The organism is Mucilaginibacter sp. OK268 (assembly GCF_900103125.1).
GTDB lineage: Bacteria > Bacteroidota > Bacteroidia > Sphingobacteriales > Sphingobacteriaceae > Mucilaginibacter.
This window is the reverse complement of sequence record NZ_FNJV01000003.1, coordinates 961,321-983,482: the sequence shown is the minus strand read 5'-3', so window position 1 is coordinate 983,482 and position 22,162 is coordinate 961,321. Positions and strand designations below refer to the sequence as shown.

19 protein-coding genes are annotated in these 22,162 nt (G+C 45.6%); 17 read left to right on the top strand and 2 right to left on the bottom strand.

What is annotated here, in order from left to right:
* Positions 1–21: 21 nt before the first annotated feature.
* Positions 22–1,554, top strand: a complete 1,533-nt coding sequence (locus BLR84_RS14505; RefSeq protein ID WP_090469091.1) for a DUF5689 domain-containing protein — start codon at positions 22–24, stop codon at positions 1,552–1,554.
* A 56-nt stretch (positions 1,555–1,610) separates the two neighbouring features.
* Here BLR84_RS14505 and BLR84_RS14500 read toward each other — a convergent pair whose 3' ends face one another.
* Both BLR84_RS14500 and BLR84_RS14490 read right to left on the bottom strand, forming a co-directional pair.
* A complete protein-coding gene (locus BLR84_RS14500; protein ID WP_090469088.1) occupies positions 1,611–2,384 on the bottom strand; it encodes an HAD-IIA family hydrolase in 774 nt (257 codons plus the stop codon).
* 414 nt (positions 2,385–2,798) lie between these two features.
* Entirely contained in the window at positions 2,799–3,401 is a 603-nt protein-coding gene (locus BLR84_RS14490) for a class I SAM-dependent methyltransferase (protein ID WP_090469082.1), read from the bottom strand.
* A gap of 53 nt (positions 3,402–3,454) precedes the next feature.
* Here BLR84_RS14490 and BLR84_RS14485 point away from each other — a divergent pair, with 53 nt between their 5' ends.
* The 16 genes from BLR84_RS14485 to BLR84_RS14420 all read left to right on the top strand — a co-directional run bounded on the left by BLR84_RS14485 (position 3,455) and on the right by BLR84_RS14420 (position 22,124).
* Positions 3,455–3,892, top strand: coding sequence for a hypothetical protein (locus BLR84_RS14485; RefSeq protein WP_090469079.1), 438 nt, complete (start codon positions 3,455–3,457; stop codon positions 3,890–3,892).
* A gap of 7 nt (positions 3,893–3,899) precedes the next feature.
* The gene (locus BLR84_RS14480; RefSeq protein ID WP_090469076.1) at positions 3,900–4,229 is read left to right on the top strand and encodes a hypothetical protein; all 330 of its coding nucleotides are present in this window, start codon (positions 3,900–3,902) and stop codon (positions 4,227–4,229) included.
* A 566-nt stretch (positions 4,230–4,795) separates the two neighbouring features.
* Positions 4,796–4,969: a hypothetical protein gene (locus BLR84_RS30055; RefSeq protein ID WP_176852067.1), complete on the top strand. Its 174-nt coding sequence runs from the start codon at positions 4,796–4,798 to the stop codon at positions 4,967–4,969.
* Positions 4,966–5,148, top strand: a complete 183-nt coding sequence (locus tag BLR84_RS14475; RefSeq protein ID WP_090469073.1) for a hypothetical protein — start codon at positions 4,966–4,968, stop codon at positions 5,146–5,148. The genes BLR84_RS30055 and BLR84_RS14475 overlap by 4 nt, the downstream gene beginning before the upstream one ends.
* Positions 5,149–5,159: 11 nt before the next feature.
* A complete protein-coding gene (locus BLR84_RS14470; RefSeq protein ID WP_090469071.1) occupies positions 5,160–6,125 on the top strand; it encodes a sterol desaturase family protein in 966 nt (321 codons plus the stop codon).
* A gap of 102 nt (positions 6,126–6,227) precedes the next feature.
* Positions 6,228–7,376 carry a formylglycine-generating enzyme family protein gene (locus BLR84_RS14465; RefSeq protein ID WP_255366944.1) on the top strand — a complete coding sequence of 383 codons (1,149 nt, stop codon included), beginning with the start codon at positions 6,228–6,230 and terminating at the stop codon, positions 7,374–7,376.
* Between the two features lie 292 nt (positions 7,377–7,668).
* Positions 7,669–7,842, top strand: coding sequence for a hypothetical protein (locus BLR84_RS30050; protein WP_176852066.1), 174 nt, complete (start codon positions 7,669–7,671; stop codon positions 7,840–7,842).
* Positions 7,839–10,928 (top strand): SusC/RagA family TonB-linked outer membrane protein, encoded by a 3,090-nt coding sequence (locus BLR84_RS14460; RefSeq protein WP_090469068.1) that lies wholly within the window; start codon positions 7,839–7,841, stop codon positions 10,926–10,928. The genes BLR84_RS30050 and BLR84_RS14460 overlap by 4 nt, the downstream gene beginning before the upstream one ends.
* A gap of 11 nt (positions 10,929–10,939) precedes the next feature.
* Positions 10,940–12,496 carry a RagB/SusD family nutrient uptake outer membrane protein gene (locus tag BLR84_RS14455; protein WP_090469065.1) on the top strand — a complete coding sequence of 519 codons (1,557 nt, stop codon included), beginning with the start codon at positions 10,940–10,942 and terminating at the stop codon, positions 12,494–12,496.
* 16 nt (positions 12,497–12,512) lie between these two features.
* Positions 12,513–12,920, top strand: coding sequence for a rhodanese-like domain-containing protein (locus BLR84_RS14450; RefSeq protein ID WP_090469061.1), 408 nt, complete (start codon positions 12,513–12,515; stop codon positions 12,918–12,920).
* Between the two features lie 25 nt (positions 12,921–12,945).
* Complete coding sequence (locus BLR84_RS14445) at positions 12,946–14,826, top strand: arylsulfatase (RefSeq protein WP_090469058.1); 1,881 nt, start codon at positions 12,946–12,948, stop codon at positions 14,824–14,826.
* Positions 14,827–14,960: 134 nt separating this feature from the next.
* Positions 14,961–16,835 (top strand): arylsulfatase, encoded by a 1,875-nt coding sequence (locus tag BLR84_RS14440; RefSeq protein WP_090469055.1) that lies wholly within the window; start codon positions 14,961–14,963, stop codon positions 16,833–16,835.
* Positions 16,836–16,840: 5 nt separating this feature from the next.
* Positions 16,841–17,578: a thioredoxin domain-containing protein gene (locus BLR84_RS14435; protein ID WP_090469365.1), complete on the top strand. Its 738-nt coding sequence runs from the start codon at positions 16,841–16,843 to the stop codon at positions 17,576–17,578.
* Between the two features lie 263 nt (positions 17,579–17,841).
* Positions 17,842–19,425: an arylsulfatase gene (locus BLR84_RS14430; protein ID WP_090469052.1), complete on the top strand. Its 1,584-nt coding sequence runs from the start codon at positions 17,842–17,844 to the stop codon at positions 19,423–19,425.
* Positions 19,426–19,497: 72 nt separating this feature from the next.
* Positions 19,498–20,877, top strand: a complete 1,380-nt coding sequence (locus tag BLR84_RS14425) for a sulfatase-like hydrolase/transferase (RefSeq protein WP_090469049.1) — start codon at positions 19,498–19,500, stop codon at positions 20,875–20,877.
* Between the two features lie 11 nt (positions 20,878–20,888).
* A complete protein-coding gene (locus BLR84_RS14420) occupies positions 20,889–22,124 on the top strand; it encodes a DUF2264 domain-containing protein (RefSeq protein ID WP_255366943.1) in 1,236 nt (411 codons plus the stop codon).
* Positions 22,125–22,162 lie beyond the last annotated feature (38 nt).

The window sequence follows — 22,162 nt, the reverse complement described above, 5'->3', positions numbered from 1 at the left end:
TTATCACGATATTCATTGAAAATGAAAAAGATATTATTTTATAATTTATTGTTGCTTTTTTCAGCCATGATCATGCAGGGCTGTACCAAGGCGAATAACTACCCAGGCGGCATACTAGCCTCTGTTATAGCTGTAGCAGACATCAGAACCATATATAAAGGTGCCGATGTTACCCTCGATACCAAAAACATGTTTGGTGCTCACCAGGTGGTAGGTATTGTAATTTCAGATCCGGCTGGCGGTAATATGCCAGCCGGTTTATTAGTTGTTCAAAATAGCCGTCGCGCAAAACTAAGAGGCATATCTATACCATTGGGCGCTTCAGCCGCCAGTTATGCCCCCGGCGACTCGGTGGTGATCGACGTGACCGGAGGAATTTTAAAGCGTGTTAACGGTACCTTGCAGATAACCGGGATCTCGGCTGGTGCGGTCACCAAAATTTCTTCAAACAATGCCTTAACCAGTCAAAAAGTGGCAACCAATACGTTAAGGGCCAATCAGGATAATTATGAAAGTACCCTGGTTACTGTTTCTAAAGCTGGTTTTGATCCCTTGCCAACATCAACAGATACATATGCCGGCGACAAAGTGATAAGCGACGGATATGGCAGAATTACCATACATACCGAAGCCGCAGCCACATTTGCAGGTAAAAATTTACCATTGAGCGCTAACTTTACAGCTATAGCATTTGGTGCTGATAGTAGTAACACGGTGATACCCCAACTACGTATGCGCAATGTTGATGACGCGTTTATCTTGGTAACCGATATCGCACCTATGGTGATCAGTGGTTTCCTGACCGATCCGGCTGGTACTGATGCCAATTATGAATACATACAACTGCTGGCTACACGCGACATTGATTTTTCAGTTGAGAATTTCACAGTGATTACCACCAATAATGCGGGTGCATCAACGCCTTCTGGTTACCCGGTTAATGGCTGGGCAACAGGCGATCTGCGGACTTACAAAATTGAACTCAAATCTGGTACGGTTACAAAAGGTACCTATTTTTATGTTGGTGGAACGGGTCAAAAAATAGATGGTTCAGCATCAACCAGTATGAGCTCATCAAACTGGATAGGGGCGTTCAACTATTCAACCGCCAACAGCCCTAACTTTAATACCGATCCATCATCGGCTTTTGGTACAAAAACAGGCAATTTGCTGGCCAATAGTGGCAATGCAGCAGGTATAGCCGTATTTGCTGGTACCAATATTACTGCAGCCAGCAAACCTGTTGATGTTATATTTTACGGTACGGGTGGCAACCTATATGATGCTAATACCAATGTGGGTTACCGTATTACCAACAATGATTTCTACGACGTAAAGAACCCTGTAACCCAGGCCGATCAGCCATTTAACAGGCAAGGAACCAATACCGGGGCTTGTACGCTTCCTCCATCAGGCAGTTTTGATGAGCTGGGCGGTGAATATAACCCGGTGATAGGTCGCTGGACAGTTGGCAGAAGCACAACCAGTTTACCATTATCCAACAGTTCGGTAATTACAGATATTGAGGGCGATAAAGCTACTAAGCTCAAGTAGTAAATCTCTTCATTTGTGTTAGCCCCGGTAAATCCTGTTTGCCGGGGCTTTTTTTATTACCACCACTTCAGTGGGAACTCGATCTTGTCAACCGAACCCACTATAAGGTCGGGTTTAAAGGCGTAGTGACTCAGCTGGTCTTTAGAAGATATCCCGGATAGTACCAGAATGGTCTTGTAGCCCATTTGTACGCCGCCCTGTATGTCAGTTTCCATGGTATCGCCAACTACGGTAGTTTCGGCTGTTTCCAGACCCAGGAACTTGCGGGCCGACCGCATCATTACCGGGCTTGGTTTGCCGGTTACAAATGCCTTACGGCCAGTGGCTTCCTCTATCATGGCGGTAGTAGCAGCTATGCCCAGGTTGTTCCATCCCGGTTTTTTTGGCGAAGGATCACGGTTGGTGGTGATGAATTTGGCACCGGCCAATATCATATCTACCGCGCGCTGAACCATTTCCAGGGTAAAGTTGCGGCCTTCGCCTAAAACCACAAACTCCGGGTCGGTATCAACCAGGGTAATACCGTTTTCGTGCAGGCTGGTGAGCAAGCCACCTTCGCCCAGTACGTAGGCTGTACCATTAGGGCTTTGATCACCCAGGAATTTGCCGGTAGCCATTGCGCTGGTATAGATGTGTTTAGCTTCAACGGTTATGCCCAACCTTTTCAGTTTACGTACCACTTCCAGGCTGGTTCTCTGGCTGTTGTTGGTCATAAACGCAAAGGGGATCCCTTTGGTAAGCAGGTGGTTAATAAATTTATCGGCGCCATATATCAGCTCTTCGCCGCTATATATCACACCGTCCATATCAATAAGCAATCCTTGTTTCATTTTTTTAAGATTATAGGTTGTTGGTTTTATCCAACAACGTCAAATGTAATATTAACATGTTTAATGATCGAATAAAAATTACAGAACATATTTGAGGATGAAGTGAAGGTCCAAAAACTTTTTAAACCTTAAATTTTAACACTTTTTTAGTCAAAAATAGGGTAGAAACGCATCACTTTTGGCCATTTTAACAAAGTTTTAACGCCATTTTAACACTTTTTAACAAATTTTTGATGGGTTTTGAAAGCTTTAAAAAGTTTTAAATTATTGATAGTCAGGCAAATTGATAAAAAATGGTCTGCTTTTGTTCCCTTTTTTCCTTTAACAAAACAGCCCGGTTTTCCTTTTGATCAGAAAAACCGGGCTGGTGTATATACAAATATACCGAAAATTATCGACTGGAAAGGTGACAATCTACCGGTACATAAAAACCGTGAAATCCTCATTACTGTAATCATTTTTTAAAACTACCTGTGGGCATAGCTGGCGGCAATGCTCCATGATCACATCGGGATTGTAGGCTGCTAACAGTCCGTTGGGAATGATGTGGCTTAGCAGGTTAAAAGCAAGACCTTTTCTGCAATGCTCATATAAACGGGTAATGGCCTTAAATATAAAATCGGGGTCGGCATTATAATAATTAAGCGATCCGCTGGCCATTACATAATCGGCAACAGGCATAGCATTGATCATAAAATCACCGCGGATAAATACAGTTGCCTCCCAATCCTGGTAACGGCGTGTTGCCTCGTCAATCAGCTCGGGGATCTGTTCCATCCCATAATAAATAATGTCGGGATATAAGCGGTGCAGATAGGAGCGAAGATCCCCATGTCCGCAACCTGCATCCAGCAGGGAATGACCGTTCAGATCGGCCATATGAGCCAGGGCATCAAAACGGATGATCTGGCTTTCGGTATCGCGCCAGCCCAAAGCCTCGGGTCCCCGGTTGCCGTGCAGTGCTATCATATAGCGGTGATAACCAAATACAGCTGCAGAATCGGGCGAAATACTCATGGTTTTTATTAATTATATCGAAAACTCTTTTTACTTTTACTTAAACATTACCTATGAAGATCACACGCCTTTACCTCGCGCTATTACTTCCGCTTTGCCTGCTTTTGGGTTGCAGCCCAACCATATCAACCTTCGATCAAACCGCATACGCACAGGTTACTTCTTTGAAAGTAGATGCCCTTGATTTGATGGATAAAGCTACCGAAAATTACGCAAGTCATGAAAGCGAAGTAAAAGCGTTACAGCTTAACATCGATAAAGCCATCGAATACGATAAACACCGCCCACATAATGAGATCACCACACAAATGTGGACGCTCTTAAACAATCCGGAAGGCCATTTATTTGGCGGTTTCCTGGTAAAATGGAAAAAAGATGGTAAATGTAACGCGGCTTATATCGTAGATAAAAAGAAACAGATCAGCAACTCTTTCGATCAGATAGCCGAACTGGAAAGTAAAAAAATAAAACCCGCACAGGTAACCCAATAATTGAATCATGGCAATAAATTTTAAAAACGTATTGGCTACGCTCAAACAGGGTATAGCGGACCTGGCCGGAAACACTTTAAAGGAATTCGTCACCCAGGCAACAGCCGACGGGCAGGCTATTCTGAATGAATTAAAAGACGACCTGAAAACCTGGACTAAACAGTTGGCCAAGGGTGATATCAGCAAGGATGACTTCAGCGACCTGGTGCTGGGGCAAGCCGATGAGATAAAAATGATAGCCCTGAAACAAGCCGGCCTGGCAGAAGTTGCCGTTGACCAATTTAAAAGCGATGTTTTTAATTTGATCATTAATACGGTTGTGGGGTTGATACCGTAGTCAAAAACCACGTCATTGCGAGGAACGAAGCAATCTCTATGCTATACAGAGTTGCTTTGCCGGGTATACGCCATGCATTTCGACTCTGTAAAGTATCATTCTTATTTACAAATACTCAATTTTCATCGATTTTAAACGCCTCTAACTTTAGTTTTCTACCATTTTAAGCCAGAAACGCTACGAAATTCATAAAAATGCATATTTTGTACATAAATTCTATAGAATTAGTAGTAATTATAAAAGCAATTATATACATTTGCCGGAGAGATAAAAAAATACAACGTAAAACAGTTTTAAAAGCTCCAGAAAATGCAACCCGACCCAACCACCAGCCCCGGCTTTGCTGCTTATCAAATGCAAACTGCTTTTTCCCGTCGTTTTTGTTGTTGCTGTTGATCCGGGCATCAAGGGATCCTCTTTCTCTGTGATCGTTACCTGCCGGTATTGATCTGATTTCTAAAAATTATTCTTATTCAATTTTATATACGGCATGACCATCTGTGCACAGTTGAGTTTGCTCTTTTATACCTGCTTTTTAATTACCATATATAAAAAATACTACTATTATGACCCTCAACGACGTTTCCTTGCTGGGAAAAAAGATACTGGTAGGGGTGATCATCACCCTGATTCCCTTTGTTATCATTTTTGGCGGATTGTGGCTCACGCAAAAGCTACTGTCTGATAACCATAAGTCTGCCCCGGCATCCACAACACCAACTAAATCAACCGCATCATGAAACTGGAAGAAGCTAAAAAAACGCGCATCATTAAAAATGCCCTGCTGAGCCTACTGCTGTATGCACTGCCTTTAGTGCTCATGTTTGTCACTTTTTACTTTACCGGGCAACGTCCATGGGAAAAGAAAAAGCATAAAGCAGCTCAGTCCACCGAAAAAACTAAATCTGAAAATCCTTAAACGTAAATACCATGATTGAACTGATAAAAAAAGTAATTGACAACCTCAACGGATATGGTTTTTCCGTTCTGGTACTGGTACTCGGGGTGCTGGAGTTTTCGTTCGGCCTGTATAAAAAACGCTGGAACAAAAACGAGCGTTGGGTAGATATTGCCTGCTTTACCATCCCCAAATTGGTTGTTAAACCGGTTGTAGCCTATTATGGACTGAAAGTTTTACCATCCATATTGCCAGGTTTTAAAGATGTGTTTGATTGGGTGCCATTTTTCTGGGGCTTTATCATCATTGCGGTGGCTGATGACCTTACCCAATACTGGTACCACCGTTTGCACCATGAAGTGCCATGGTTATGGCGTTTTCACCGTACGCACCACTCGGCATCGTACATGGGTATGGCAATGGCCAGCAGGCAAAATGTGATCTATACTTTGTTTTTTTCGCAAACCTATTTAACTACCGCGCTGGTTTACCTGGGCCTGGGTATCCCCGCTATTATAGTAAAAGGCATCAAAGGTACTATTACCACGCTGGCACATTCCAGTATCCCATGGGATAAACCTTTTTATCAGTATAAAGTGCTGCATCCGCTGGCCTGGGTTTTGGAGCGTACCATATCAACACCGGCTACACACCATGCGCACCATGCTGCTACTACAGATGATGGCGTAGGCTATTACAAAGGCAATTTTGGCAACATGTTCTTTTTATGGGATGTGATCTTCGGAACGGCACATATTTCACGTCAATATCCAAAAGCCTATGGTATATCGCACTATGAAGGCGATCAATGGTATGCACAACTTTTATGGCCTATTTTTAAATCGAAAGTACCGGGAAGCGAGTTGGCTGCTGATGGCCAAATGGTGAGAGAGGATGTGCCTTTACAGGAGCATCAACTGTATCGTCCGGAAAAACAAGAAAGTGTGGAGCAGGAAATTTCTGAAGAAACATATAACTTACAGCCGGTAAAAGCTTAGAGAGAATCAAGATATAAGAATCGGGAATCAGGACAAAAATGATTGTTGTAGGTTAATTTCTCATCTTGACTCTTGATTCTTTGCTCTTGACTCTATATAAATATGAATCTTAAAAAAATTTCCCCGGTACTGTTGATCATGATTGCTGGTCCGATGATTTTTTCGGCTTGCAAGCAAAAAGAAAAAGCAAAGACGGCTGTTGTAACCAGCGTTGTTCCGCAGAAAAAAAAGGCGGTATGCTGTGAGTCGAACATTCCCAGCAGGTTTAAGCCAACCTCTTTAGCGGGTGCGGCTGTGATGGCGGGGCCCGATACAAGTCACGATGGTATGGTTTGGATACCGGCAGGCACTTTTAGGATGGGGGCGGACAACAGCCAGGCCGAAAAGGATGAATATCCGAAACACCAGGTTACTGTTGATGGCTTTTGGATGGATCGTACCGAAGTAACCAACGCGCAGTTTGAAAAGTTTGTAAAAGCTACCGGGTACATAACCACAGCCGAGCAAAAGCCGGATTGGAATGTACTTAAAAAACAACTGCCTCCAGGTACCGAAAAGCCCGCTGATAGTTTGCTGGTAGCTGCCTCGCTGGTGTTTGTACCTTCGAAACAACCGGTATCCCTGAGCGATTACAGCCAGTGGTGGACCTGGAAAAAAGGTGCAAGCTGGAAACATCCGCACGGTCCGGGCAGTGATATCAAGGGAAAAGGCCATTACCCGGTAACGCAGGTGTCTTATGATGATGCGATAGCTTATTGCAAGTGGGCCGGTAAACGTTTGCCAACCGAAGCGGAATGGGAACATGCCGCCCGGGGAGGATTGAAGGATAATATATATCCATGGGGCAACGAAAAAGTGACCGATGGTAAGCCAAAGGCCAATATATGGGAGGGCGATTTCCCGTACCGGAACACCCAGCGAGATCAATTTTATTATACCGCGCCGGTAAGTTCATTTGCTCCAAACGGCTATGGTTTGTACGATGTGGCCGGGAACGTTTGGGAGTGGTGCGCCGATTTGTATGATTACCGGTATTACAGTACCATCAACAAACCCGAAGGTGTTAAAAATCCTAAAGGTCCGTCAAAATCATATGATCCGGATGAGCCTTACGCGATAAAAAGGGTAGTAAGAGGCGGCTCGTTTTTGTGTAACGACAGCTATTGCTCGGGCTTCAGGGTATCCCGGAGAATGAAAACCACCGAAGACAGCGGTATGGAGCACCTGGGTTTTAGATGTGTAAAGAATTAAATAATGAATACCCCTGCAAAGGGGTGTCATGCTGAGCTCCGTCGAAGCATGGTGGGTGGGCCTCTGCGCTCTACCCTTCGACGGAGCTCAGGGTGACAGCCTCTCTTGGAATAGTTGAAGGGGGGAATTGATAAACATTAAAGAACAAATTAATATGAAAAAATAATAACAAAACCGGCTCTATAAATAAGGGAAAAGCATTCGCTTTTCCCCTCCAGAATTAAAACAACGAAACAGGGATCGATTGGCGTTGAGCCTGTTTCAATGGTGTCATTTTAAACTATTCAAATTTATGCAAAATATTGCAAAAGTTGGGCAGGGCTTTCTATTGCCTCAATCCCGGCTTGTTCACCTGGTCACGGCCATAGCCGCCGACCTTTACTACCGGTACACCGGTAGCGGGCTTGTACTAAAAGCCGCTATATCGTCCAGTTTATTCACCAACTTAAACTACCAGGCGATATGAAAAAACTTTTATTCATCCCCATATTAGCTTTATTGCTTCCCGTTATTGTTTTTGCGCAGCAATCAACACAGCCCATTATCAATTCAAAATTGGTAGGCAGGGTATTGGATGGTTCCACCAAAGAACCGTTGCCCGGCGCGGTAGTACGTATTGAAGGCACCACCCACGTAGTTTCTACAGATGTGGAAGGAAAGTTTAGTTTTGTTACCGGTCAGAAGTTTCCATATAAGCTTATTATCACCTTTATAGGTTACGAAACAAAGTCGTTCATTGCCGATGGCAGCCCCGTCGAGATCCTGATGAAAGACGCGCAAAGTCAGCTGAACCAGGTAGTAGTTGTTGGTTATGGCTCTCAAAAACGTAAGGATATTACAGGATCGGTAGCTTCCGTGCCGCAACTGGCACTGAAACAACCCATTCCATCATTGGACCGGGCCCTGCAGGGTACCATATCGGGCATACAGGTAACCCAGGCCACCGGGCAGCCGGGAGCTGGCGTTAGTGTGCAGATCCGCGGTGTGAACTCCATTAACGCGGTGGCCGAACCCTTATATATTATTGATGGTTTCCCCACTTCCAACAGCAACTCCCTTACCGATGCAGGTGTAACCAATGGCCCTAAGATCAATCCACTGGCCTCACTTAGCACCTCTGATATCGAAAATATCGAAGTGCTGAAAGATGCTTCGGCCACGGCCATATACGGAACACGGGGGGCTAATGGTGTAATTATCATCACTACCAAAAAAGGTAAATCGGGTGTATCATCCATCAATTACGATGGCAGCTATGGCTGGCAAAATGTGATCAAGACCCTGCCATTGCTTAACTCCGATCAATGGGGCGCCTTGCGTAATGATGCGCTGGCTAATTCGGGCAAAAGCCCGCAAACTGCCGCCCAGTTGAATCCTTATAATGTAAATACCGACTGGCAAGATGCTGCTTTCCGGGAAGGAAATACGCAAAATCATAACCTGTCTATCCTTTCGGGTACAGATCGTACCAGGATCGCTTTTTCGGGCAATTATATGAAGCAGGATGGGATATTGCAAAATACCAATTTTGAGCGCTATGCCGGCCGTGTGAACATAGAACACGATTACAATGATAAACTTAAAATATCATCTTATATCACCGGCAGTCGTATCAGCGCGCAAGTAGCGCCGGCAGGTGTTGTACCGGCGATATTATTGATGACGCCGACCACCCCGATATATAATACAGATGGATCCTTCTTTATGAAGAATATATTTGAGGGTAGTTATGGTAACCCCATCAATACGTTGTATAACCAAACCAATACCACTACTACCAGCAGGGTTTTGGGTAATATCTCCGGCGACTACAAGATCACCCCAGACCTGACTGCACGTGTTTTAGCTGGTGTGGATCTGATCGACAATAAACAAAACCGTTATTTGCCATCCACCGTTTATGAAGGCCAGGGCTATTCGGGTATTGGTGAAGTAGGTACGCTGAACTCCTTTAACTGGTTGAATGAAAACACGCTGACCTATACCAAGAAATTGGGCAGGAGTAACCTGAATGTACTGGCGGGCTTTACCCAGCAAAAGTTTAAAGCCGAAGGTGCTATCACTGGTTCATCGGGTTTTGTAAGCGATTATGATACGTATAACAACCTGGGCTCGGGCAGTATCACTTCCATTTCGGGTAGTGGCTTTGCTATAGCGCCATCCTCCTCCTCCAATATCTGGGCGCTAAAATCATACCTGGCCCGTGTTAACTACGGCTTCGACAGCAAATACCTGTTAACACTGACCCTTCGCGCCGATGGTTCTTCCAAATTTGCACCGGGGCATCAATGGGCTTCGTTCCCATCCGCGGCTATCGCCTGGAATGCTTCCAGCGAAAATTTCCTGAAAAATGTAGAGCAGATCAGTCAGCTTAAATTCAGGTTGAGCGCCGGACAAACTGGTAACAGCGATATCCCCGCGTACCAGTCGTACTCGCAACTGGGTTATTACCGCTATAACTTTGGTAATACTACCGTGGCTGGTTTTGCACCAAACAGTTTGGCTAACCCCAACCTTACCTGGGAAAAAACAACCCAATATGATTTTGGCTTCGACCTGGGCCTGCTGAAAGACAGGATCACGCTTACTGCCGATATCTACTATAAAAAAACAACCAATTTGCTGCTGTATCTGCCATTACCGGCTACAAGCGGGCTTACCATTATTACCAATACAGCTATCACCAATCCGCAGCAGTATGAAAACGTGGGTTCGGTACAAAATAAAGGTTTTGAGCTAAGCCTGAATTCCCATAACCTGACCGGTTCCTTTGTATGGAACACCAGCCTGGTGTTTGCAGTGAACCGTAATAAAGTACTGAGTTTGGGTGGTAACGGTGTAAACCAGTTTATCCCTGATTCGTCCCTGCCATCCATTTTAAAAGTGGGGGAACCTATCGGTTCATTTATCGGTTACAAAACCAACGGACTGATCCAGGCCGGTGGCCCTGCGCTTACCCCGGCAGCCAATACCTCACCGGGTGGTCAGGCTTATGTAGATATCAATGGCGATGGTAAGATCACGCAATCGGCAGACAGGGTGATCCTGGGCAACGCACAACCTAAGTTTACAGGCGGCCTTACCAATACCTTCTCGTATAAGGGTATCGACCTGAGTATCTTCCTGCAAGGTTCATATGGTAACAAAATATACAACCAGCAGCGCAACGTACTGGAACTGGGCACGGGCTATACCAATGCCACCACTACCTTACTAAACCGCTGGACACCAACTAACACCAATACCGATGTGCACAGCGCATTCCAGGATCCGGCGCCAACCATTTCCGACAGGTTTATCGAAAATGGCTCATACCTGCGCTTAAAAAGCCTGAGTTTGGGTTATACCATCCCAACATCGGTAGTGTCCAAATCACCTATTAAAAAGATCAGGATCTACATAACCGCGCAAAACCTGGCCACCTGGACCAAGTATACTGGGTATGATCCGGAGGTAAGCAGTAACGAACAGTCGGCTATTACCTCAGGTGTCGATAACGGGGCTTACCCCAACAGTAAATCCATTATTGCCGGGTTAGGTATCACCTTATAATATGATCAAACATGAAACTCAATAATATAAAATATATCGCTATACTGCTTGCTTTTGGCGCCACTTCCTGCGCCAAGCTGAATGAAGATCCGCGATCTTTTATTCCGGCAAACCAGTTCTATAAAACACAGGCCGACGCGGTAGCCGCGGTTACGGCTGCATACTCACTGTTAAATGCTGGTTCCAACGCTGTCCAGACACCATATAACACGCTGTTTAATACCGGCATGAACTTTATGGCCGATGATGAAGGACCCGGTCCGGGCGCTACCAATGCCGATGTGCGTTCACAGGCGGTGCTGGGGCATTCATCCGCAGGTTTACGTATCCTGCAGATTTGGCAGCAGCATTATGCGGCTATAAAAAAAGCCAATATTGCTATTGATACTATACCACACATCCAGTTTGATGCCACCCTGAACAAAAGACTGGTAGCCGAAGCTAAATTTTTGAGAGCACTATTTTACTTTAACCTGGTGCGTTTGTATGGCGATGTACCATTGGTGCTGCACGATCAAACTTCTATTAATTTATCGGATCTCCAGGTACCAAGAACAGCCGCCGCAACGGTTTACAAACAAATAGAAACCGACCTGACAGCTGCCGCGACCGATCTGCCAAATACTTATACCGGTGCCGATGTGGGCAGGGCGACGGCGGGTGCTGCTAATGCACTGCTGGCTAAAGTTTATCTGACTGAGCGCCAATGGGCCAAAGCAGTAACCCAGGCCGAAACCGTGATCAATGGTCCTTATGGGTATGACCTGTTTACCAATTACGCCGATGTGTTTTTACCGGCTTCTAAAAATGGTAGGGAACATATCTTTTCGGCTCAATTCAAAGCCAATTCGCAGGGGCAGGGTAATAACCAGGCACCTCGGGCCATCCTAAACGCTATACCGGGTATGGTAAGCAGTTATGCCGACCAGGTAGTATTTTACTCGGTGCCCGATGCTACCAAGCCAAGCGGAACAGACAAATTTTTCAGTATCTATAAATTGTATCCGGCCAACGATAAAAGGAAGCGTGTAAGTTTTGTGACCCGTTTCCAGAGCCCGAGCACTAACCTTTGGTATGGCAAACTGAACGATAACAGCATCCCGGGTGATTCTACACCGTTTTTTAATAAATATTATGATCCCAATGTGGTTGCCAATGAGGCCGAATCTGGTGCCAATGTGCCTATCATTCGGTTTTCGGAAGTGTTGCTGATCCATGCAGAAGCAGAAAATGAACTGAATGGCCCAACCACCAAGGCATATACCTCTGTTAACAGGGTACGTAAACGTGCCGGACTGGATGACCTTTCTGGCCTTACACAGGCACAGTTCCGCGATGCAGTTTACCTGGAGCGCCGCCTGGAGTTTGTGTTCGAATACCAGCGCTGGTTTGATCTGATCCGTGAACGAGATGCCAGTGGTAATGGTATACTGGAAGCCAGCTTGCTCAAAGTAGGTAAAACCAATGTGACCAAAGGGGCCGCGGGTAAATTTTACCTGTTTCCGATCCCACAGCAGGAAATTGATAACAGTAACGGCAAGCTCACCCAAAACCCGGGTTGGCAGTAACAAATAATAAATAACTATGAAAAAGATAATCACCATATTCCTATTGTCATTTTCAGCAGGAACAGCTTTACATGCACAGCAAATGTATGTGCAAACTCACTCCGACAAAATCGCGGTAACACCCGCGATCGAAAAAAAACTGCTTAACGATATAGCACAAGGTAAAGCATACCTGGTAGACGTACGTACGCCAGAGGAGTATAACCTGAAGCATTTAAAATATGCCGCAAATATCAATATCAAATCGGCTGATTTTGCGGATCAGGTTAAAAAGCTGGATAAAAACAAACAAGTATATCTGTATTGTCATTCTGGTAACAGAAGCGGCAGAGCAGCGGATTCCCTGCAAACGCTGGGCTATCATTTAAGCTATAACATTGGGGCACTTGACAGTTTAACCAAAGCAGGTTTCCCTGTACAATAATTAACATCTAAAATAAAATCATATCATGATACATTTAAAAGTACTCACCCCAAAGCCACCCCGCTATTTTAAATCGGGTGGCGGTAAAATATGGCCTGTTGCCTTGCTTATCGGGATACTCGGTTTGCAAAGTGTAAAGGCACAAAATACTCAGCCATTTGGCGGCACGGTAGGGAAAACGCTTAATGATTCAAAGGAGTGGTGGCCTGAGCCTCATAAAGCGCCTGCCGGCGCGCCAAACGTGCTGTGGATCATATTGGATGATGTGGGCTTTGGCGCTACAAGCACATTCGGCGGCATCATCAAAACACCAAATTTTGATACGCTGGCTAATAACGGCTTGCGTTATACCAATTTTCATACCGCGGGTATCTGCGCGCCAACACGGTCGGCGCTGCTTACCGGGCGTAATCATCATTATGTTCACGAGGGCGGATTTTCGCATGTGGTTTTATCGGCCGGATTCCCGGGTTATGATGGTCGCATACCATCTGATAAAGGAACGGTTGCTGAAATATTACGGGAGAATGGTTATAACACCTTTGCGGTAGGCAAATATGGTTTAACGCCTGACGAGGATGCCACTGATGCCGGTCCGTTTGATCGCTGGCCAACGGGTAAAGGTTTTGATCATTTCTTTGGCTTCCTGGGTTCGGCAACGGATCAGTACAAACCCGATCTGGTAGAAGACAACGCCCATGCAACACCAGATGGTCGACATCTGAACGAGCAGATCACCGATAAGGCTATCTTTTATCTTACCCGCCAGCATAAAGCAGCGCCCGATAAACCTTTCTTCCTGTATTATTCGCCGGGAGCAACCCACTCACCGCATCAGGTAGCCAAAGAATGGAGCGATCTGTACAAAGGTCAGTTTGATTCTGGTTGGGATGATTTCCGCGAAAAAGTGATCGCCCGTCAGAAAAAGCTGGGCATTATTCCGGCTTACGCCAAATTACCCGAACGCAATACCCGTATCCCTGCCTGGAAATCACTCCCGCCGACCGAGCAAAAACTGTATGCCCGTTTTATGGAAGTTTATGCTGGTTACCTAACTTATACAGATCATGAGGTTGGGCGTTTGTTGGGTTATCTGAAACAAAGCGGTCAGCTGGATAACACCCTGGTATTTGTGATCATCGGCGATAACGGCGCCAGTAAAGAAGGTACCTTACATGGCGAGATCAACCCCAAAAAGAATTCGGCCAAATTGCTTGCCGAAGCTCCTTACTTGAAAACTAACATCGAAGATATTGATGACATAGGCACGCCACAGGCCTCAACCAATTATCCACTGGGCTGGGCACAGGCAGCCAATACGCCATTTAAATACTGGAAACAGGATGCCAATTCCGAAGGCGGTACACGTAACCCGCTTATTGTTTACTATTCCAAAGGCATTAAAGACAAGGGAAGCATCCGCACGCAATACGGCCACGTGATCGATGTATTGCCAACTACATTGGAATATACCGGCATTAAACTGCCTGAATATATCAGGGGGATTAAACAGGATACGCTGCAAGGCACATCGCTGGTTTATTCCTTTGATCATCCGGAAGCAGCCAACAAGCATAAAATACAGCATTATTACATATTTGGCTCGCGCTCCATTTATAGCGATGGCTGGAAAGCAGAGGCGGCGCATCACCCGGATTATGTGGAGCTGAACGACTTTACCGTTGGCAAAGAGGTCCCTGATATTAGCTTTGATAATGACGTATGGGAACTGTATAATCTGAATGATGACTTTAACGAGCGTATCGACCTGGCCAAAAAATATCCCGAAAAATTAAAAGAATTGAAAGCGGTATTTGAGGAACAGGCTCAAAAGAACAACCTGTATCCGTTTATCGACTGGTATGATGTTTATCACCGGAGGATCCATCAGAATTATAAGAAATAGAGCTGATTGGGAGTAAGGATAAACCTCTCCCAACCCTCTCCAAAGGAGAGGGCTTTAAAATGTTTTTTTAAGTCTCCCCCAAAGGGGGGAGATTTAGAGGGGGTGTTAATCAGAATCAATATAAACCTATCCATATGAAACAAGATCATAAAAAAACGTTCGTGGCAATAGTAATTGCCCTGGGTTTTGCGCTGCCGGCCGTGGCGCAATATGGACCCGTAGCCCCGGCGAACATTCCGCCATCAACGCCATCAACCTACAAAGGGATTGTGGGCAAAACCCTGGCCGAATCAAAAGAATGGTGGCCCAAGCCGCTTAAGGCCCCTAAAGGCGCGCCAAACGTGGTGTGGATATTATTGGACGATGTTGGCTTTGGCGCTTCGGCCACATTTGGCGGATTGATCAATACCCCCAACTTTGATACGCTGGCCAATAATGGCTTGCGTTATACCAATTTTCATACAGCTGGTATTTGCGCACCAACAAGGTCGTCATTATTAACAGGGCGTAACCACCATTATGTGCACGTGGGTAATTTTTCGCATGCCTCAACCGCGGCAGGTTTCCCGGGTTATGATGGGCGAATCCCGGCAGATAAGGGTACCATTGCCGAAAACCTGCGCGAAAATGGTTACAGCACTTTTGCTGTGGGTAAGTGGGGCGTAACCCCCGATGAAGATACCACCGCTGTTGGTCCGTTCGACCGTTGGCCAACAGGCAAGGGCTTTGACCACCACATCGGTTTCCTGGAGTCGGCTACCGATCAGTATAACCCGCCGCATTTGGTAGAGGATAATTTCCACATCAAACCCGATGGACGTAACCTGAACGAGGTGATCACCGATAAGGCTATAGCCTATATTGATGCGGCCCATAAAGCAGCGCCCGACCGGCCTTTCTTTTTATACTATGCGCCGGGTGCCACCCATGCGCCGCACCAGGTTAGCAAGGAGTGGAGCGACCTGTACAAAGGTAAATTTGACGAGGGCTGGGATGTATACCGCGAAAAGGTTTTTGAAAATCAGAAAAAGGCCGGTTATATTCCCGCTTATGCCAAACTGCCTGAGCGCAACGAGCGCATACAAGCCTGGAAGAGCTTGCCAGTCGATCAGCAAAAACTGTATGCCCGTTTTATGGAAGTATATGCAGGCTACCTCACCTACATCGACCACCAGGTTGGCCGGGTGATCAGTTACCTCAAAGCATCTGGTCAGTTTGATAATACGTTGGTGTTTGTGATGATAGGGGATAACGGCGCCAGTAAGGAGGGAACTTTCCACGGCGTGATCAACCCGAAAAATTCAGCATTGACCACACCAGAAGCTGATTATATCAAAAAGAATGAAAGTGATTACGAGTCCATCGGCACGCCAGAGGCTTCCACCAATTACCCGCTGGGTTGGGCGCAGGCTGCCAATACGCCCTTCAAATACTGGAAATCTGATGCCGATGCCGAAGGTGGTACACATAACCCGTTGATTGTTTATTACCCTAAACTCATCAAAGAAAAAGGAGGCATCCGCACGCAATACGGCCATGTTTCGGATATATTCCCAACTACTATTGAAGCCGCGGGCCTGAAATTGCCGGAATATATCAAAGGTATTAAACAGGATACGCTACAGGGCAAATCCTTGTTCAGCTCGTTTAATAACGCGCAGGCGCCAACGCTGCATACCAAGCAGTATTACTACATCTTCACTTCCCGCTCTATTTATAAAGATGGCTGGAAAGCCGAAGCCGCGCATCGTCCGGATAATATCGATCTGCTCAATTTTCCGCAGGGCAAAACCTTGCCAGAGCGTAATTACGACAAGGATGTATGGAAACTATACAACCTGAACGAAGATTTTAATGAGCGTGTTGACCTGGCTAAAAAATATCCCGAAAAACTCAAAGAGCTGAAAGATCTGTTTGATGCGGAGGCCAAAAAGAACAACATCTACCCCTTTATAGACCGCGATGATATCAACAATAAAAGGATCCATCATTTAGAAAACAATAATTAATGATCATGAAAAAATTAAAAAGCTTTTTACTGGCTGTAATAGTTACAACCACAGGCGTTGTCCATGCACAAACCCAAACTGGTAAACCTCTGTTATCACTGGAGGCTTTTGCTGTGAAACTTAATCAATCCAAAAACGCACAAATACTGGATGCCCGTTCGGCCGAAGAATTTGTTCAGAACCACATCAAGGGCGCTGTTAATGTAGATGCGAAAGCCGCCGACTATCAGCAACGCCTGGATGCGCTTTCTAAAGATAAACCAACATTTGTATACTCTATTGCCAATGGCCGCAGTAAGGTTTTATCCAATGAATTGCGTGCAAAAGGCTTTACGGATGTAGAGGAGCTTCCGGGTGGTTTAGCCAACTGGATAGGTTCTGGTTACCCTATTATTTCGACCACTAAAAAAGGTGTTTCTTTAACCAAAGCACAATTTACTGAGCTCACCGGTTCATCGCAACTGGTACTGGTTGATTTTGGCTCGAGATATTGCGGCGCCTGCAAAAAACTGGTACCCGTACTGGATTCACTGAAAGCAAAAACAGGTTTTACGCCAAAGATCATCAGTATTGAGGTATATGATAACACAGCCCTGGCCAAAGAATTGAAAGTAAACGTACTGCCAACCCTGGTGCTGTATCAAAACAAAAAAGAGGTTTGGAAAAAGCAAGGTTTTTCGTCGGTTGCCCAGGTTGAAGCCGTGGTGAATCAAACCAAAACTGGTTTAGCGAGCGTGAAATAGTTTTATTGTTTTAGCGACGCCGATGCTACAACAAATAAAATAAAGCTCGTCATTGCGAGCGTAGCGTCGCAATCCCCGATATACAGAGCGTCTCTGTAAGTCGGGGATTGCCACGTCGTTCCTCCTCGCAATGACGGGTATTAATATTAATTTTTCACCCTCTTTCCGCCGCAGGCGAAGATAGGGGCGACAAGCGCAGCGATGTCGGGGTGAGTCCTCGCCGTCCTGCAGTTTCGTGTTTATATATCCCACCACTAACCACCATGTTAAAACGTATAGCTTACCTTGTTTTATTCCTGCTTCACGGCAATATTGCCTTCGCCCAAAAACAACCCACCAAACCCAATATCGTGATCATTTTAGCCGATGATATGGGCTTTGCGGATCTGGGTTGTTTTGGCTCCGAGATCCATACGCCCAACATAGATAGGTTGGCAAAGGAGGGTTTAAAAATGACCCAATTTTATAATGCCGGCAGGTGTTGCCCATCGCGCACCTCCTTATTAACTGGTTTATATCCGCACCAGGCAGGCGTGGGCGATATGGTGAAATATAAAGGCTCACCTGCGTACCAAGGCTATCTGAATGAATATTGCGCCACCATTGCCGAATTACTCAAAACTCAGGCTGGTTATAATACCATCGTATCGGGCAAATGGCATGTAGGTTTACAGCCATCTGCGCTGGCCTTTAACCGAGGCTTCGACAGATCATTCACTATGCTCAATAATGGCAGCAGCTATTTTAATTCGGCACCGCTGTATAACGATGGCAGCAAGATCACCTTTATGCTGAACGACCGGGAGATCACCAGGAGCGATACTTCCAAATACCTGACCCAGGCTATTACCGATTTTGCTAAACAATCATTGGAACAGATCAAAGCGGATAAGGCTCCTTTTTTTCTGTATGTAGCCTATAATGCCCCGCACTGGCCTATTCAGGCTTTGCCTGAAGATATTGCCCGTTACAAAGGCAAATACCTTAAAGGCTGGGACAAGCTGCGTAAACAACGTTACGAAAAACTACTGGCTAGCGGCATCATCAAAAAGTACTGGAAACTATCTGATCGCGACAGCCGCGTACCCGACTGGGATTCATTATCGCCTGGAGAAAAAGACAGATGGGATACCCGCATGGCCATTTACGCGGCCATGATCGATAGGATGGATGCCGGTGTAGGCGAGATCATGGACAAACTCAAGCAGCTCGGAAAAGATAAAAATACCATTGTGCTTTTCGCATCTGATAATGGCGGCAGCGCCGATGAGGTAAAAAGCCTGGCCACCGTGATTCAAAAGAACGGAATACCCGGCTCCGTAAATTCTATCGACAGCTACGAAATTCCCTGGGCTAATGTGAGTAATACACCGTTCAGGTTATTTAAAAGAAATACGCACGAAGGCGGCATTGCCACGCCGTTTATTGCCTGGTTTCCGCGTGTAATAAAATCTGGTAGTACCAATACCCAACCCGCCCATTTTATTGATATTATGCCTACCTGTCTTGATCTGGCTGGAGTTACTTATCCGCAGGAATTTAAAAACCGGAAGCTTACACCCCTGGAAGGTTTTAGCCTGAAGAACGTACTCTTCAACAAGCCCTGGAGTGGCCATGACGCTATCTTTTGGGAGCACGAAGGCAGCCGCGCTATCAGAAAAGGAAATTGGAAACTGGTTGCCGAAATTGACCAGCCCTGGGAATTGTATAACCTCGAAGCCGACCGCTCCGAAACCAATAACCTGGCAGCCCTATATCCGGATAAAGTAAAAGCACTGGAGGTCGAATACCTGCAATGGGCACAAAAAGTAGGGGTGGTTGACTGGAACAAGATTAAATCATTGTAACAAAAATAATAAAGTAACCGCTTGCAAAGTAAAACGGCAATCGGTTACTTTGGATAAATTACATAAACCTGTATGAGAGCTTTCCCGGGCAAATTATCTACTAAGCTGATATGGCTTGTCTTACTTTTTATCACACTAAATGTCAGGGCGCAGCAGCGGCCAAATATCATTTTTGTACTAGCCGATGATATGGGCTACTCTGACCTGAGCTGCTACGGAAGCCCGGTTATCAAGACGCCTTTTCTGGATAAGATGGCCCAAAAAGGTGTACGCGAAACCAATTATGTGGTATCCAGCCCAAGCTGTACGCCATCAAGGGCATCACTGTTAACTGGACGTTATGCTTCCCGGATGAACCTTCCTTATCCAATACCTCCTGGATCGGAGTTGGGCTTACCAGATCAGGAAGTAACCATCGCCGAAATGCTGAAAGCTGTTGGGTATAAAACCGCTATGATAGGTAAATGGCACCTGGGCGATCATAAACCCTACAACCACCCCATGGCACAGGGGTTTGATTCTTATTATGGCCTTTTATATAGTCATGATTACCGGGCGCCTTATGTTAAAACAGATACCACGCTTAAAATATTCAGGGGGCATAAACCAGAGGTAATCAAGCCTGCCGATTCATCCCTTATTGATCTGTACAAGAACGAGGCCATCAGATACATTAAAGAACAAAAGAAAGGCAAACCTTTTTTCCTGTACCTGGCGCATAACGTGCCGCATTTGCCGGTTGCTTTTGCTTCCTCGCAACAGAATAAAGGCCGTTCAGATGGTGGTCATCTGGGTGATGTGGTAGAGCAACTTGATGCCAGTCTGGCCGAGGTTTGGGCACAGTTGGAAAAACAAGGACTGGCTGATAATACCATATTTATGTTTTCGAGCGATAACGGGCCATGGATCGAATTTCCGTCGCGCATGTCTGGTGATGGCGCTACCAAACCCTGGGATGCTGGTACCGCAGGCGTTTTCCGCGGCAGCAAGGGGCAAAGTTATGAGGGCGGCGTTCGCGAACCGTTTATCGTTTACTGGAAAAATCATACCCCGGTTGGGGCATCTATCACCAGCATGGTGAGCAACCTGGATGTATTGCCAACCCTTGCCCAATGGGTAAATGCGCCATTGCCAAAAGGTCGGGTGCTCGATGGTCAGTCTATCTCGGATGTATTATTGGGGAAAGGCGGTCGTCACCCTAAACACAGGGAGATATATTATGTAAACAACGGTATTTGTGAGGCTGTACGGCAGGGGGATTGGAAGTACCGGGAAGTAAAATCAGCCAATACCAATACTGGGATATCCAATCAGGCACAGGAATCTAAAATAGAATTGTTTAACTTGTCATACGATCCAAGCGAACGAACCAATGTTATTCAGGAATACCCTGAAAAAGCAAAGGAACTGAAAGCCTTGTTTGATAAATTTCCCGGTAAAACGGAGAATTAAAAATGATAAAGATGAACATCAATTCTGCAATGCGTAAATTTTTCTGTTTGATATTATCCCTGCCTTTATCAGGCATAGTAATGGCCCAATTGCCGGCAAATAACGATGCCGGCCAAAAAGAGCGAGTTTATCTGGTTAAATCACTTGTGCGGATAGCCGATCCGGTATTGACCGCCTTGAGCAAAAATGAACTCAAACAGCAAATGCCGGTGGAAGCCAAAACCGGCGACCGTAAAAATTATACGTACCTGGAAGCATTTGGCCGCTTATTGGCTGGTATGGCCCCCTGGCTCGAGATCGGTCCGGATCAAACTCCCGAGGGTATATTACGCAAAAAATATATCGAACTGGCGCGTGTGGGACTTCATAACGCTACAGATCCAGGCAGTCCCGATTTTATGAATTTTAACAAAGGTGCCCAACCCGTAGTGGATGCCGCTTTTTTGGCCCAGGCTTTATTGCGTGCACCGCATCAATTATGGGATCCGTTGGATGCGCCAACCAAAGCCAATATTATTGCCGCGTTTAAATCCTCACGGGTTATTACGCCAGGATATAACAATTGGCTGTTGTTCAGCGCCACTATTGAAGCCGCCTTGCTGAAATTTGATAACTATGGTGATAGGATGCGGATGGATTACGCTATCAAACAGCATCAATTGTGGTACAAGGGGGACGGTTTGTATGGTGATGGTGCCGATTTTCATTGGGATTATTACAACAGTTTTGTGATACAGCCTATGTTGCTGGATGTATTACAAACCCTCCAAAATGCCGGTATCGATCAAAAGACAACTTATGATACCGCGTTGAAACGTGCCCGTCGTTATGCCGCTATTCAGGAGCGATTGATATCGCCCGAAGGTACTTATCCGCCCATTGGCCGTTCCCTGGCTTACCGCTTTGGCGCTTTTCAGCTTTTATCAAAAATTGCGTTGATGCACGCTTTGCCTGATGCGGTTAAACCTCAACAGGTGAGGGCAGCTTTATATACGCTGATTAAAAGACAGTTAGAAGCACCCAGGACTTTTGATGATAAAGGCTGGTTGCAGGTCGGGTTATACGGTCATCAGCCCAATATTGGCGAAGGATATATGTCGACAGGAAGCCTCTATCTTTGTTCCGAAGCTTTTCTGATTCTGGGTTTACCTCCGTCTGACGAGTTTTGGCAGAAAGCAGATGAAGACTGGACAGCCAAAAAGGTGTGGAAGGGAACAGATATCGAAACAGATCATGCTATTGACTAACCCGATAATTTATTTATATCTGGACTATTTCTTTTGTA